Source organism: Flavobacterium aquidurense, from assembly GCF_031458035.1.
Classification (GTDB): Bacteria; Bacteroidota; Bacteroidia; order Flavobacteriales; family Flavobacteriaceae; genus Flavobacterium; species Flavobacterium aquidurense_C.
In genome coordinates this window covers 657,430-672,082 of record NZ_JAVDXR010000001.1, presented here as the reverse complement: position 1 = coordinate 672,082, position 14,653 = coordinate 657,430, and the positions used below count along the sequence as shown (strand labels likewise).

The following is a 14,653-nucleotide window of genomic DNA, read 5'->3' as shown; positions in this document are numbered from 1 at the left end:
AAAAGACCTAATATGGAAAGCTTTAAAACCATTGCGGTATTCAATTATACGCACGAAACAGTTGTTCTGAAACACTTATTAGACCAGGAGGAGATTCCTTATTTTTTTGAAAACGAAATGACACTTTCTGTCGTTCCAATGTATTCTGCAGCGCTGGGTGGAATCAAACTCAAAGTACATCCAAACGATTTCGAAGAAGTTCAACAAATTCTGGACAATCTAAATAGTCCACTCAAAATCGTGTAAACCGTTCTATTTTTTTCAATCTCAAAATTTTTTTCCTTTTTAAACTTTCAAAGTTGTCAACATATATTAAATACAACAAAAAGAAAAATTTAATTTAAATTAATTTATGGTTGTTATTATAGCTTGTTAATATGTGCAATAATTTTATTTTTAAATGCATTGAAATGAAGTTTTGCTTATTTATATAGAGTTATCAACATACTTATATTTAGTTAAAAGATTAATTTTTAAGACTTTTTGTATTTTAATTAACAACGGTTGACAACTAAAAATAGATTCATTTTGTAGATAAGTTCATATGTTGATATTTGTTAAAAATAGCATTTTTGATATTGATAACTTTTCTAAAAATTCATCAAACTTTATTAGGTTATTTCATTCCGGTTTTGGATTAGGTTTTTTTTTAACACAACCAAAAAAAACTTCTAATTTTCTTTCTGAACTTATTAACAAATAATGTTAATTTAAAGTTAACTGAATATCAATGAATTACATTTTGGTATTAACATTCTAAAATTTTAACAAAAACACTGTTTATTTCTAATTGATCCTCAGCTTATTATAGAGATATTAAAATTGTTAATAACGCTAAGTTTTTGATACAAAGTGACTTAAAAATAAGGATTATATAACCACAAAGAACACAAAGTTTTTACGAGAAGTTAATAAAGTTTGAATCTTTTAAATCTCGTAATCTGTGGCAAAAGTGCACAAAGTTTTGGCCACGAATTGCACTAATTTTCACGAATTCAAAATGCAATTATTCGAAAAGATACAATTCGTGGAGATTAGTGCAATTCGTGGCTAACTTTTTCTTAATTCATGCATCGCTACAAAATTCTTTAAGTAAATTTGCAGGACACAACTTAATAGTATTTTACAATGAAAATTTCGATAGGAAACGACCACGCAGGACCAGATTATAAAAAAGCAATTGTTGCGATGCTTAAAGCAAAAGGATATGAAGTAACGAATTACGGAACAGATTCTGAAGATTCTGTTGATTATCCGGATTTTGGTCATCCGGTTGCGAATGATGTATCTGAAGGAAAAGCTGATTTTGGAATCGTAATCTGTGGAAGCGGAAACGGAATTGCAATGACAGTTAACAAACACCCAAAAGTGAGAGCTGGTTTATGCTGGACTAAAGAAATTGCAGCTTTAGTTCGTTTGCATAATGATGCTAATATTATAAGTATTCCGGCGCGTTTTACCTCTATTCCGCAAGCGGTAGAAATGGTAGAAACCTTTTTAACAACTGCATTTGAAGGTGGAAGACACCAAAACAGAGTGAATAAAATCGCTTGTTCATAAGAAGTAAAAAAAAAATCGGGTGCTGCGCACCTAAAAAATATAAACACACCGGGCGGATTTTTAAATTTGTCCGGTTTTTTGATTTAATATATTTTCGGGTGACTGAATTAATGTAAATTTAGTCAACACGATGACTGAATTAATGTAAATTTAGTCAACATACTGACTGAATTAACGTTTTTTCTGTATATTTGTATTCTAATTTTAAGCCAATTAGAATGAAAAAATATTTAAAAAGAGCTGTAATAGCTGAGTTTAGAAAGAAATTGGTACCAAATAAGGTTTTAATTTTACTTGGGTCACGTCGTGTTGGTAAAACAGAATTAATAAAAAGTTACTTAAACGAAGTTTCCTCTGAAAGTTATTTGCAACTTAATGGAGAGGATATAAATGATATCAATTTATTAAAAGAACGTTCTGTTAATAACTATAAAAGATTACTCTCAGGTATTGATTTACTGGTAATTGATGAAGCTCAAAATGTTCCTGAAATTGGTTTAATTCTTAAATTAATTGTAGACACAATCGAAGGAATTCGAGTTATTGCTACTGGATCTTCAATGTTTGATTTGAGTAATAAGCTAGGCGAACCCTTAGTAGGAAGAAAAAACACTATTTATTTGTTTCCGTTAGCGCAAATCGAATTTTCTGAAAATGAAAATCATAAACAAACGCTTGAAAACTTAGAAGAACGATTACTTTTTGGAGGATACCCAGAACTAATTCAATATGATAATTGGGAGGATAAAAAAGAATACCTTTTTGAAATTATTAATTCGTATTTATTAAAAGATATCTTGATTTTTGAAGGAATCAAACATGCTGATAAAATTTACGATTTACTTCGTTTAATTGCTTATCAAGTTGGTAAAGAAGTTTCTATACAAGAATTGGCCAATCAATTGCAATTGTCAAAAAATACCGTTTCAAATTATTTAGATCTACTTTCTAAAGTATTTATTCTTTTTAAAATTGAAGGTTTTAGCCGAAATTTGCGTAAAGAAATCGTGAAATCAAGCCGATGGTATTTTTATGATAATGGTGTTCGAAATGCCATTATTAACAATTTCAATACTTTAGATTTAAGAAATGACATTGGAGATTTATGGGAGAATTATTTAGCCTGTGAGCGAATTAAGAAACAGCATTATAATAAAATAAAAACTAATAATTATTTCTGGAGAACATACGATCAGCAAGAATTGGATTGGTTAGAAGAAAAAGGAGATAAGCTTGAAGGATTTGAATTTAAATGGAATGAAAAGAAAAAAGCAAAAATTCCAACTGCTTTTGCAAAAGCATATCCAGAAGCTGATTTTAATGTTATTAATAAAGTTAATTATTTAGATTTTATCAGTTAGTATTAGGTAAATTAACATAATCTGAATCAAAAAAATCCCAGAAAACTTCACAATAAAAGAGGTTTTACTCGTTTTATGTCTAAATAGCAACATGGCGAGTAATAAACCAATTGTTCCGCCAAAAGCTTCGAGGAAAAATAACGTGTTTTCAGGAATTCTTCGTTTATTTTTTCTGGCTAAATATTTATCATAGCCAGCAAGAATAAAAACGAATATACTTATAACTAAAAAATACAATAATAAAATTTCCATTGGCTTAAAATTAGAAACAAAGATATTATTTTAGCGATATAATTAATCCGTTTAAATAAGTGCAAAAGAGGGATATAATTACCTAATTTTCAAATTGACACATTATCTCATTAATAAAATGACTAACATACAATTCATTGCCAAGTCTGTTCAAACAGCAGCGATCAACATTCAAAAAACGGTTCAATTATTAGAAGAAGATTGTACGATTCCGTTTATTTCCCGTTACCGAAAAGATACAACCGGAAATCTGGATGAAGTTCAGATTGAGCAAATTGCAAAACTTCAAAAAGAATATGAAACGATTGTAAAACGTAAAGAAGCGGTTCTAAAATCTATCGAAGAACAAAAATCGCTTACGCCGGAATTGAAGCAAAAAATAGAACAAAGTTTTGACTTGCAGGAAATTGAAGATTTTTATCTGCCTTTTAAAAAGAAGAAAAAAACAAAAGCCGATGTTGCACGTGAATTTGGTTTAGAGCCATTGGCAAAAATTATCATGTCAGAAAGTAATGTTGATGTCGATTTTGTTTCGACACAATATATCAATGAGAATGTAATTAACGAAGAAGCCGCAATGCAAGGCGCAAGAGATATTGTTGCGGAATGGATTAATGAAAACATTTATGTTCGTAAGCAATTGCGAAGATTATTTCAGCGAAAAGCAACTATTGGAACCAAAGTGGTTAAAAAGAAAGCGGAAGAAGAAGGAGCACAAAAATTCAGTCAGTATTTTGATTGGGAAGAGCCTTTGACAAAAGCACCTTCACACCGTTTATTGGCAATGCTTCGTGCAGAAAATGAAGGATTTGTGAAGATGAAAGTTGATGTTGATTTAGATGAAGCGTATGATATTATTGACGAAATCATCATCAAAAAACAAAACAGCACTACGGCACATTTGCAATTAGCGATTGAGGACAGTTACAAACGTTTGCTGAATCCTGCGATTGGAAATGAAACGTTGCAGGAAGCAAAAGCAAAAGCTGATGCCAATTCTATTCAGGTTTTTGCCAACAATTTAGGACAGTTATTATTGGCTCCGCCTTTGGGAGAAAAACGAATTTTAGCGATCGACCCGGGATTCAGAAGTGGTTGTAAAGTAGTTTGCCTGGACGAAAAAGGCGATTTATTATACAACGAGACGATTTATCCGCACGCGCCTCAAAATGAGGAAGGAATGGCGATTAAAAAAATCCGTTCGATGGTAAATGCCTATCAAATTGATGCGATTTCTATTGGAAATGGAACGGCTTCGAGAGAAACAGAATTTTTCATCAAAAAAATCGCTTTCGACAAACCTTTGCAGGTTTTTATTGTTTCTGAGGCTGGAGCTTCGGTTTATTCTGCATCAAAAATTGCGAGAGAAGAATTTCCTAATTATGATGTTACAGTGCGTGGTTCGGTTTCTATCGGAAGAAGACTTTCAGATCCTTTGGCTGAATTGGTTAAAATCGACCCGAAAGCAATCGGCGTAGGCCAATATCAACACGATGTTGATCAGACGAAATTAAAAGAAGAATTAGATAACACGGTAATTCGCTGCGTGAACTCGGTCGGAATCAATATCAACACGGCAAGTAAACATTTACTAAGTTACGTGAGTGGAATCGGGGAGAAGCTGGCAGAAAACATTGTACAATATCGTTCAGAAAACGGTCCTTTTGAAGACAGAAAACAACTGAAAAAAGTGCCTCGTTTGGGCGATAAAGCGTATCAGCAAGGTGCCGCTTTTATCAGAATTTCAAATGCTAAAAATCCATTGGATAATTCGGCAGTACATCCTGAAGCCTATCCGGTTGTGGAGAAAATGGCAAAAGATTTGAAAATTTCGGTAAACGACTTGATTGCAAACAAAGAGAAAACAGCGCTTATTAAAGCCGAAAACTATATTACGCCTGAAATTGGTTTACTTACGTTAAAAGACATCATTAAAGAGCTTGAAAAACCAGGATTAGACCCGAGGAAATCGGCTAAAGTTTTCGAATTTGATGCAAATGTAAAATCGATTAAAGATCTAAAAACGGGTATGATTTTACCTGGAATTGTAAATAACATCACCAATTTTGGCTGTTTTGTTGATATCGGAATCAAAGAAAGTGGATTGGTTCACATTTCACAATTGAAAGCCGGATTTGTAAGTGATGTAAACGAAGTGGTAAAATTACACCAGCATGTTGATGTAAAAGTTACTGAGGTTGACGAAGACAGAAAGAGAATTCAGTTGACGATGGTTTTGTAAAATTCTAAAAAAATAAAATTCCAAATTACACATAGATAATTTCTAACAAAAAAAATCCCAAACTACAATTGTAATTTGGGATTTTAAATTTTAAAAGCTGTAATTATTATTTTACTTCTTCCTCTTCTTTTTTGGCAGCAGGTTGATCGTCTTTGGCAGCGTTCTTGAATTCTTTAATTCCGCTTCCTAGACCTTTCATTAATTCTGGAATTTTTTTACCTCCAAAAAGTAAAATCACAATACCTACTATAACAAGGATTTCTGTAAGCCCTAATCTTCCCATGATTGTATATTTAATGCCGAAGCAAATTGTTTTTCTAAATTCTACCGCAAAGGTATATAGAAATATACGAACAAGAAGTGTTTTTGGATTAAAATATTTGTTTCAGGCCACGTTAAATATTGTATAAAATCTTAAAATAAGTGAATCCGTACAGTTTTGACAAGCATCAACAAGGCGATTAATTATTATATTTGTTCCAATAAAGAAGCGAAATGACTAAGAAAAAATCTGATCTCAGAAGAAAATTATTCATCAAAAACCGACTGGTAATTTTGAACGAAAATACTTTTGAAGAAATTTTTTCATTCAAACTCAATCTTATGAATGTATTTGTAGTTTTATCTTTGGGAAGTATATTCTTAATTTTAATTACGACTTTTATTATAGCCTTTACGCCATTGCGCGAATTTATCCCAGGTTATTCTTCTTCAAAATTAAAAAGAGATGCAACTCAGTTAGCGATAAAATCAGATTCTTTAGAAAGAGCTTTAAAGAAAAACGAAGTCTATATTAAAGGTGTTCAAAAGGTATTACGAGGCGAATTGGAATATGCTAAATTCAACAAAGATTCTATTTTAGCAGATATTGATGAACCGGAAGAAGTAAACATGAAAGCATCTGAAGAAGAAATAAAATTGAGGAAAGAAGTGGCAAAAATGGAGCAGGAGTCAGGTGAAAAAACCCAAAGTAAAAACAAAAGTGACAAGAAAAAATAACACAAAAAATGTCTATTAAATCTGTAGCAGCAAAATTATTTGCGAGCAAAATATATTCTGAAACTTTGGCTTGGGCCAATAAACCGGTCGAAACTCAACAACATGTATTTAAGAGCTTAATTAAAGACGCTAAAAATACTGAATTCGGAAAAGATCATAATTTTGGCACTATAAAAACAGTTGAAGATTTTCAAAAGAATGTTCCTGTTCGCGATTATGAGGATTTGAAAACCTATATTGAAAAAGTTAAGTTAGGTGAAGAAAATATTCTCTGGAAAGGAAAACCGCTTTACTTTGCTAAAACTTCAGGAACAACATCTGGCGCAAAATATATTCCACTTACCAAAGAATCTATGCCTACGCATGTAAATGCGGCTCGTAACGCTATTCTGCATTATATTCACGAAACCAAAAACGCCGATTTTGTAGACGGAAAAATGATTTTCCTGCAGGGAAGCCCAATTTTAACTGAAAAACACGGAGTTAAATTTGGCAGACTATCCGGAATTGTAGCTCATTTTGTTCCTAAATATCTTCAAAAGAACCGAATGCCATCCTGGGAAACGAATTGTATTGAAGACTGGGAAACTAAGGTAAATGCAATTGTTGGCGAAACCATTAATGAAAATATGTCGGTTATTTCTGGAATTCCGTCTTGGGTACAAATGTATTTTGAGCGTTTGCAGGAAAAAAGCGGTGGAAAAAAAATAAGCGAAATATTTAAAAACTTTAATTTGTTTATTTACGGCGGAGTTAATTATGAACCGTACCGCGCCAAATTTGAACAAATGATTGGCAAAAAAGTTGACAGCATCGAATTGTTTCCGGCTTCTGAAGGTTTTTTTGCTTATCAGTCCCGAAATTTCGGGATCAAAAATGAAGAAGGAATGTTATTACTTTTGAATTCGGGAATTTTCTACGAGTTCATCAAAACAGAAGAATTCTTCGAAGAAAATCCAAAAAGCTATACGATTGGCGAAGTTGAGGTAGGTGTAAATTATGCCTTGATCGTTTCTACGAATGCTGGACTTTGGCGTTACAATATTGGAGATACTGTTCAGTTCACCTCTTTGTTTCCGCATAGATTAATCGTTTCGGGCCGAATCAAACATTATATTTCTGCTTTTGGAGAACATGTAATTGCGAATGAAGTAGAAAACGCGATGAAGGAAGCCACGGCAGGAACTACAATAGTTATTAACGAATTTACAGTTGCGCCACAAATTAATCCGTCAAGCGGATTGCCGTATCATGAATGGTTTGTTGAATTTGAAACGGAGCCAGAAAACATGGAAGTTTTTGCCGAGGCAATTGACAACTCAATGCGAAAACAAAACATTTATTACGATGATTTGATTACCGGAAGCGTTTTGCGAAAAGTCGTTATCACTAAAGTTTCTAAAAATGGTTTTCAGGAATATATGAAATCGCAGGGAAAATTGGGTGGGCAGAATAAAACTCCGAGATTGTCGAATGACAGAAAGATTGCGGACAATTTGAAATAACTTTTGATAATTTACAAGGTTAAAGCATTATTATCCTTATGAATAGGATGCATAGTTATTAAAATTAATGAGTCAAGGAAAGTTTCAAAATAAATACCGTACTTCTTCAATAAGAGCTCAATGGTGGGATTATGGTTGGAACGGAGCCTATTTTATAACAATTTGCACACAAGACAGAGAACATTATTTTGGAGAAATTCAAAATGATAAAATGGTTTTGTCAGAGGTGGGTATTATTGCCGATATATTGTGGCATCAAATTCCAATACACCATAAAAACGTTGAATTGGGTGATTTTGTGGTTATGCCAAATCATATTCACGGAATTTTGATTATCGATAAAAAATTGGATAATATAGATGTTGATAATGTGAATATTGTAGAGGCAGGGCGTGTAGAGACAGGGCATGCCCTGTCTCTACCGTCATCACCCCCGCCGTCGTTATCAAAACCAGGTTCGCAACGTTTTCAAAATATTGGAAAAAATACCATTTCGTCAATTGTTGGGTCATATAAATCTGCGGTAACCAAACATGCTAATAGATTAGGATATCCGCATCAATGGCAAAAATTATTTTATGACAACATCATTAGAAACAATAATGATTACCAAAGAATTTCTGATTATATTGTTTCAAATCCGGAAAATTGGACAAAGGATAAGTTTAAAAGAGAAGATATATAAAAATGATTTTTTAAAAAATAATGCTGTAGATACAAGGCACGCCTTGTATTTCCTTACATTTGAATTACAAAATAAAAAAGAATGAAAGAAACCAAACATATATCAAGATCAAGAGCGCAGGAATCATCTGCAGCGATCGAAAGAATGTACATTACAATGCGCCATTTATTCAACCGAGGTTTTTATAAACCAATGGGAGTTTCAGGTGATGGCTTACGTGAATCATTATTGGCATTACGTCCGGAGATTTACGGAAATATAGGAGAAGAAAAAGTTGAACTAAATGGACTTTTATACGTTATAGAACGCCTTCCGATAGGAATTGAACAATGTCGTTTTATTAATTTAACTTCAGATGAAGGATATTCTAAATCGCATTTTCAGCCGATTGTTCCTCCAAAAAGAAGAAGAAATTGTTACCGTATCGACGAAGAACAAATGAATGTCGAAATCACGCGTGGACGTTCTGACATCTACGATATTTTGACGCATTTGACTTTTATTTTCATCGAATCGCATAAAATTAAAAACAGGGTTTTATTAGATGATGGGGGTGAGGTGTCACGTGATTGGATGAAATTGGAACAAGCCGTAACACAAACCAAAAAGCTGGCTCTAATCGAAAAAGAAAAAGCAATTTCGCATGTTGCTAATATTTTAGGAAGAACATTTGAAGAGGTTTTAGATATTTATGATGCTTTCGGATCTGAAAATGCTCCTGATCGTTTTCTGCACGTTATTTATTGGTTAGGAAAACTAGCGATTGAAGAAGTAATCGAAAATAATAAACGTACCATAACTTTCAGTCCGGTTTTAAGAGAACGTTTAGGACACCATATTCACGGTGAAATCTGGGCAACAAATATCAAGGAAGTTTTAAAGGCAAATGATCTTTTAAAGCGACCAATTCACGTGATAAGTGCCAACATGCACAGTGTAATGAATTCGATTTTTGCAACACCGTTGTTGAAAACGAAATTCAAAGACAAATCGGATTTCTTTATTTATGAAGAATTAAGCAAATCTGGCGCAAAAGATATTAGAGGTGTTGTTGAGGAATTAGCGTTGAAAAACGGAATGATTTCGCTTCCTGATACTTCGGGAACAAATATTGACGTTCAGATTTTTGATACAGCCAAGATTGACTGGGCAAAAACCGCTTTCGCGAAAGCAAAACCCGACGAAGCAAAACCGGTTATTATTGTAATGGATTATGCTTTCGGCGAGCAGGCTTATGAAACTATCGACGAACTTTTGAAACCATATAAAAAAGAAACGCTACTGAATGTTCAGTCCGTTTCTATAATGGGTAAAGCCGGAATTCTTGAAGGAGGAAAGGGCGATATTATGATTCCGACCGCGCATATAAATGAAGGAACCGCAGATAACTATTTCTTCGAAAATGAATTAACAGGTAATATGTTTGAAGGAAATGACATTGCAGTTTTTGAAGGGGCGATGGTTACCGTTTTGGGAACATCATTACAAAACAGAGATTTGCTGAAATTCTTTCATGAATCTACCTGGGGTGTAATTGGTCTGGAAATGGAAGGTTCTTATTATCAAAAGGCAATTCAGTCGGCATCAAAAATTAGAAAAAGCGTGCCGCACGACATCAAGGTTCGTTATGCTTATTATGCATCAGATAATCCTTTAGAAACAGGAAGTACATTGGCTTCTGGAGGTTTGGGAACAACTGGTGTAAAACCTACGTATTTGATTACGATTAAAATTTTAGAGCAAATCTTCAACGTAAAATAAATCCTAAATGAGTACAAAAGTACCCCAAAATACCACCGATCAGGAAGTTGATTTGGCTCAGATTTCTAAAGCTATTGGTCGTTTTTTTGATAGAATAAACACCTCTATTTTTAGATTAATTCATTTTTTTGTTCAAAACTGGATTTTGGCACTAGGCATTATTTTATTTGGTATTTGTTTAGGATGGTATTTAGATACCGCCAAGAAATTATATAACAATGAAATTATTGTTACACCAAATTTTGGAAGCGTTGATTATTTATACTCAAAAATTGATTTAATTGAGGCGAAAATTATTTCCGGAGATACTGTTTTCTTAAAAGATGTGGTTGGAATTTCGCATCCAAAAACGATAAAAAAAATTGAAATTAAACCTATTTCTGATGCTTTTGGATTTGTTGAAGATAAAGAACTGAATTTTGAACTTATAAAATTAATGGCTGAGGATGGCGACGTCAATAAGGTTTTAGCTGATAATGTTACGAGTAAAAATTATCCACACCATAATATTTCTTTTATTACAAACAAGTTGGTTGACGAAAAAACAGTTATAGAACCGTTATTTAATTACCTAAATAGTTCAGACTATTTTAAAGGAGTACAAAAAACAGTAATCAAAAACCTGCAACAGCAAATTTCCCAAAATGATACTATTATAGTTCAAATTGATAATGTTTTAAATGGCTTTTCTAATACGGTAAAAAACACCAATAAAAATGACAAATTGGTTTATTACAATGAAAACACACAACTAAATGACATTATAAAAACCAAACAATTTCTTGTGAATGAACAAGGAAAAAACAGACTTCAATTACTAACTTCTGATCAGATTATTAAAGAAGTTAACTCGAGTTTAAACATAAAAAACACGCAATCCATCAACGGAAAATTAAAATTTATTTTGCCGGTTTTGTTTATTCTCCTTTTTGTATTTATAAAGTTTTTTAACTCTTTTTATAAAAAACAAAAACAACTAACGAGTATTTAACATTGTAGAATATTTTATCAAAAACATCAATATGAAAATAAAAATTGCAATTACCACACTTATTTTAATGTTAATTTTTTCTTCCTGTAAAGAAGAAAAAAAGACTGTAGTCAGGAATGATTATTCTGTTACAATCGAAGGGGTATTTTTAAAAAACGATAAAATTCAGGTTTTTTATTTATTAAATGGTGGTGAATGGAACGATAAAAATTCGGTTTCACAACCTGTTTATGCATCAAATGAAATGCAAAAAATTGTACTGCATTTTCCTGAAAAAATAGTTCCTGAAAATGTACGTGTTGATTTAGGTTTTAATCCTACACAATCAAACGTAACCATTAAAAACATTTCTATAAGACATAAATCAAAAGTGATTAATGGTGATTTAGAAAAATATACCAAATACTTTTACCCAAATGAGTTTGTAACCTGGGACCCTAATTATTTTGGATATAAATTAAGTGTAGTAAATGATAAATACGATCCTTTTTTAATGGGAAATGATGAAATGATAGTAGAATTAGCTAAAATAAGCGATGACGTTAATTTTTAAACATATTGTAGAATTAACTTTTTTTTGTAAAACAGCCGTTGTTTAGTTTACATTCGATCTCTTTAAAGACAGGATTAATTATATAATCATATTTTATTGCTTGAGTATATTAATAAAGCTAATGAATTTAAAAAAAATAGAATTTAAAGAGATTCGGAATTACATTATTTACGGCTCCGGTCAGTTTGTTAATTTGTTATCACCTTTATTAATAGCTCCTTATGTAATTTCAGTTTGTGGAATTGAGCAATGGGGAAAAATAGGTGCGGCGACTTCTGTTTATATAATTCTGGGAATCTTTATTGATTTTGGCTCTCAGCTTTTGGGAGTTAAAGAAATAAGCTCTAATAAAAATAATCAGGAACACATTCGAAACTATCTAAACATTACTTACGCATTTCGTTTAATCGTTTTATTGTGTATTTCTGCGAGTTGTGTTTTGTTTCTTATTGTGTGTCCGAATTTAGATTTTAAGCTATATTCGTTGGGTTTATGGAGTTTGATTGCGCAATTTTTTAATCCAATTTGGTTTTATGTCGGAACTGAAAATTTTAAGCGGATAAATAAAATAATAGTTTTATCCAAAGCAGTTTACATACTCTTAGTGTATTTAATTATCAAGGAAAAATCAGATTATATTTACGTGGTTTTTTTATTAGGATTATCAAATACACTGGTTTATTCCTATTATTATTTTAAAATAAGCAAGACCCACGGTATATCATTATTGTCAGTTTCTATGGATAAATTGATTGTCAATGTAAAAAAAGAATTTCCGATTGTAATTTCAAATTTGTCAATATCAGTTTATACAAATTTTCCAATTTTGATTATAAAATTTCTTTTAGGAGATTTTTATGCCGGAATTTATAAAGTTGGTGATATGTTTTTGAGCATATTAAGAAGTTATTTAGTTGTTTTTTTTAACGTAAGTTTCCCTAAATTTTGCAACCTCTATGCGATGAACAAAAAAGATGCAATTTTGTATTTGAAGAAAATAAACATTGTTAATATTAGTCTTTTGACACTTATGATCATTGTTTTATACTTTGTTTCATTTTTCTTCATTTATAGATTTGATATCAGTGACAAACTCAAAGAATCATTTTTATTTTGTACAAACTTTTTATTTATCTCTTTGATCATTGCATTAAACATACCTTTTTATCAGTTACTGATACTAAAAAACCGACAAAAAAGTATTGCAAGAATCTCTTTTTTGGGTGCCCTTATAATGCTGGTTAGCTGCTATTTTTTATCATTGAATTTTAATTTAAAAGGAAGTATAATTTCAATATATATTGTCGAAACATTTATAACAGTTTGTATTATAATAGCTAGTTTATCACTTAAAAAAAATGAATAAGTCAACGAATTCGGTTAATTTAGATACAGCTCTTTTGAATTCTAAGGTTTACATTGTGCTCTTAAATTATAATGGAGCGCTGGACACGATAGAATGTTTAGAAAGTTTGCAAAAATTAAATTATCCAAATTATCAGGTTTTAGTTATTGATAATAGCCCGACAAACGCATCTTTTGAAACGTTGTTAAATTGGGCAATTCTAAAACAGATGAAATTTAACCAAACCACAGAATCAGAGTTTGATCTTATTGCATTTCAAAATCAATTTATTTTTGTAAAAGCGCAACAAAATAATGGCTTTGCAGCAGGAAATAATATTGCTCTTAATGCTATTTTAAAAGTTTCTGGATTTGATTATTATGTTTGGCTACTAAACAATGATACTGTTGTTGAGAAAGAATCTTTAAAAAATCAGATTTCATATTTGTTGAAACAGCAAAACGAACGAATTGGAATTTTAGGAAGTAAATTAATTTATTATTTCGAGCAGGATAAAATACAGGCAATTGGAGGAAAGTTCAATGAAACATTTTATATCTCAACACATATTGGAGAGCAAGAGTCAATAATTAAATCTAAAGAAGAATTTCCTGAAATTGACTATGTAATAGGAGCTTCAATGATAGTGCGGAATCAGTTTTTAAAAGAAGTTGGCACTTTAAGCGAAGATTTTTTTCTTTATTATGAAGAATTAGATTGGGCAAAAAGGGCAAAAAAACATAATTGGAATATAGACTGGTGTCAGGATTCCATTATTTTTCATAAAGTGGGTGCTAGCATAGGATCATCTTATAAGTCAAAACAGAAATCTTTTTTCTCAGAGATAAATATTTTTCAAAGCAGAAAAATTTTTGTCAAAAAATATTACAAATTGAGTTCACGATTTTATTTATCTAGTTTTTTATTGATTTTAAACAGAGTCAGAAAAGGGAAACTTAAATTGGGATTAGAATTGTTAAAGATTACTTTTGGAAAATGAAAATAAGTGTAAAAACAATAGTATTTTTTATTGTTCTTCTAATGGCCTTATATCAGGATTTCCCTTTGGTAAATGTCTTTGGAGAAATTGCACGTTCGCCTATAGTTTTTTTAACGCTGCCAATGTTGTTATACTTATTGATGAATCAAAAATTGATACTTTCAAAGTATACCAGATATTTCATTTATTATTTGTTATACTTGATTATAATAACAGTAATATTCATTCCGATTGTCTATTATTTTAATGGGTCATTTTTAGTTTTAAAAGAAAATATAGTTATTAAATCTATCAAACTATTCGTTTATCCCATTTCAATTTTGATTTTTTATCAGTTTGTTTATACATTACTTAGCAACGGAAAAAATAGTTTTAACTCTCTCTTTAATGCCGTTTTTA

Annotated in this window: 14 protein-coding genes; 12 read left to right on the top strand and 2 right to left on the bottom strand. The window is 31.3% G+C overall.

Annotation, left to right across the window (positions count from 1 at the left end):
• The first annotated feature begins 12 nt into the window (after positions 1–12).
• The 3 genes from J2X17_RS02915 (at position 13) to J2X17_RS02905 (ending at position 2,921) form a co-directional block, all read left to right on the top strand.
• The gene (locus tag J2X17_RS02915; protein WP_310294512.1) at positions 13–246 is read left to right on the top strand and encodes a putative signal transducing protein; all 234 of its coding nucleotides are present in this window, start codon (positions 13–15) and stop codon (positions 244–246) included.
• An 882-nt stretch (positions 247–1,128) separates the two neighbouring features.
• On the top strand, positions 1,129–1,560 hold the full coding sequence (locus tag J2X17_RS02910) for an RpiB/LacA/LacB family sugar-phosphate isomerase (protein WP_310294509.1): 432 nt from the start codon (positions 1,129–1,131) through the stop codon (positions 1,558–1,560).
• A 218-nt stretch (positions 1,561–1,778) separates the two neighbouring features.
• A complete protein-coding gene (locus tag J2X17_RS02905; protein ID WP_310294507.1) occupies positions 1,779–2,921 on the top strand; it encodes an ATP-binding protein in 1,143 nt (380 codons plus the stop codon).
• Here J2X17_RS02905 and J2X17_RS02900 read toward each other — a convergent pair.
• Positions 2,904–3,173, bottom strand: coding sequence for a DUF1294 domain-containing protein (locus tag J2X17_RS02900; protein ID WP_310294505.1), 270 nt, complete (start codon positions 3,171–3,173; stop codon positions 2,904–2,906). The two genes, J2X17_RS02905 and J2X17_RS02900, sit on opposite strands and share 18 nt — an antisense overlap.
• 118 nt (positions 3,174–3,291) lie before the next feature.
• Between J2X17_RS02900 and J2X17_RS02895 the strand changes: the two genes are divergently transcribed.
• Entirely contained in the window at positions 3,292–5,415 is a 2,124-nt protein-coding gene (locus tag J2X17_RS02895; RefSeq protein ID WP_310294504.1) for a Tex family protein, read from the top strand.
• A 106-nt stretch (positions 5,416–5,521) separates the two neighbouring features.
• Here J2X17_RS02895 and J2X17_RS02890 read toward each other — a convergent pair whose 3' ends face one another.
• Entirely contained in the window at positions 5,522–5,698 is a 177-nt protein-coding gene (locus J2X17_RS02890; RefSeq protein ID WP_310294503.1) for a Sec-independent protein translocase subunit TatA/TatB, read from the bottom strand.
• A 212-nt stretch (positions 5,699–5,910) separates the two neighbouring features.
• Here J2X17_RS02890 and J2X17_RS02885 point away from each other — a divergent pair, with 212 nt between their 5' ends.
• The 8 genes from J2X17_RS02885 (at position 5,911) to J2X17_RS02850 (ending at position 14,254) form a co-directional block, all read left to right on the top strand.
• Positions 5,911–6,414 carry a peptidase gene (locus J2X17_RS02885; protein ID WP_310294502.1) on the top strand — a complete coding sequence of 168 codons (504 nt, stop codon included), beginning with the start codon at positions 5,911–5,913 and terminating at the stop codon, positions 6,412–6,414.
• A gap of 8 nt (positions 6,415–6,422) precedes the next feature.
• On the top strand, positions 6,423–7,919 hold the full coding sequence (locus J2X17_RS02880; protein WP_310294500.1) for a GH3 auxin-responsive promoter family protein: 1,497 nt from the start codon (positions 6,423–6,425) through the stop codon (positions 7,917–7,919).
• A 67-nt stretch (positions 7,920–7,986) separates the two neighbouring features.
• Positions 7,987–8,604 carry a transposase gene (locus tag J2X17_RS02875; RefSeq protein ID WP_310294498.1) on the top strand — a complete coding sequence of 206 codons (618 nt, stop codon included), beginning with the start codon at positions 7,987–7,989 and terminating at the stop codon, positions 8,602–8,604.
• Between the two features lie 81 nt (positions 8,605–8,685).
• A complete protein-coding gene (locus tag J2X17_RS02870; protein ID WP_310294497.1) occupies positions 8,686–10,365 on the top strand; it encodes a DUF6909 family protein in 1,680 nt (559 codons plus the stop codon).
• A 7-nt stretch (positions 10,366–10,372) separates the two neighbouring features.
• A complete protein-coding gene (locus J2X17_RS02865; protein ID WP_310294495.1) occupies positions 10,373–11,356 on the top strand; it encodes a hypothetical protein in 984 nt (327 codons plus the stop codon).
• A gap of 31 nt (positions 11,357–11,387) precedes the next feature.
• Entirely contained in the window at positions 11,388–11,909 is a 522-nt protein-coding gene (locus J2X17_RS02860; protein ID WP_310294493.1) for a hypothetical protein, read from the top strand.
• Between the two features lie 121 nt (positions 11,910–12,030).
• Complete coding sequence (locus J2X17_RS02855) at positions 12,031–13,275, top strand: lipopolysaccharide biosynthesis protein (protein ID WP_310294491.1); 1,245 nt, start codon at positions 12,031–12,033, stop codon at positions 13,273–13,275.
• Complete coding sequence (locus J2X17_RS02850) at positions 13,268–14,254, top strand: glycosyltransferase family 2 protein (protein WP_310294489.1); 987 nt, start codon at positions 13,268–13,270, stop codon at positions 14,252–14,254. The genes J2X17_RS02855 and J2X17_RS02850 overlap by 8 nt, the downstream gene beginning before the upstream one ends.
• Positions 14,255–14,653 lie beyond the last annotated feature (399 nt).

Coding starts and splice junctions, on each gene's coding strand:
- J2X17_RS02855 (WP_310294491.1), top strand. CDS start 12,031: ATGAATTTAAAAAAAATAGAATTTAAAGAGATTCGGAATTACATTATT.
- J2X17_RS02885 (WP_310294502.1), top strand. CDS start 5,911: ATGACTAAGAAAAAATCTGATCTCAGAAGAAAATTATTCATCAAAAAC.
- J2X17_RS02875 (WP_310294498.1), top strand. CDS start 7,987: ATGAGTCAAGGAAAGTTTCAAAATAAATACCGTACTTCTTCAATAAGA.
- J2X17_RS02850 (WP_310294489.1), top strand. CDS start 13,268: ATGAATAAGTCAACGAATTCGGTTAATTTAGATACAGCTCTTTTGAAT.
- J2X17_RS02865 (WP_310294495.1), top strand. CDS start 10,373: ATGAGTACAAAAGTACCCCAAAATACCACCGATCAGGAAGTTGATTTG.
- J2X17_RS02910 (WP_310294509.1), top strand. CDS start 1,129: ATGAAAATTTCGATAGGAAACGACCACGCAGGACCAGATTATAAAAAA.
- J2X17_RS02905 (WP_310294507.1), top strand. CDS start 1,779: ATGAAAAAATATTTAAAAAGAGCTGTAATAGCTGAGTTTAGAAAGAAA.
- J2X17_RS02915 (WP_310294512.1), top strand. CDS start 13: ATGGAAAGCTTTAAAACCATTGCGGTATTCAATTATACGCACGAAACA.
- J2X17_RS02895 (WP_310294504.1), top strand. CDS start 3,292: ATGACTAACATACAATTCATTGCCAAGTCTGTTCAAACAGCAGCGATC.
- J2X17_RS02860 (WP_310294493.1), top strand. CDS start 11,388: ATGAAAATAAAAATTGCAATTACCACACTTATTTTAATGTTAATTTTT.
- J2X17_RS02890 (WP_310294503.1), bottom strand. CDS start 5,698: ATGGGAAGATTAGGGCTTACAGAAATCCTTGTTATAGTAGGTATTGTG.
- J2X17_RS02900 (WP_310294505.1), bottom strand. CDS start 3,173: ATGGAAATTTTATTATTGTATTTTTTAGTTATAAGTATATTCGTTTTT.
- J2X17_RS02870 (WP_310294497.1), top strand. CDS start 8,686: ATGAAAGAAACCAAACATATATCAAGATCAAGAGCGCAGGAATCATCT.
- J2X17_RS02880 (WP_310294500.1), top strand. CDS start 6,423: ATGTCTATTAAATCTGTAGCAGCAAAATTATTTGCGAGCAAAATATAT.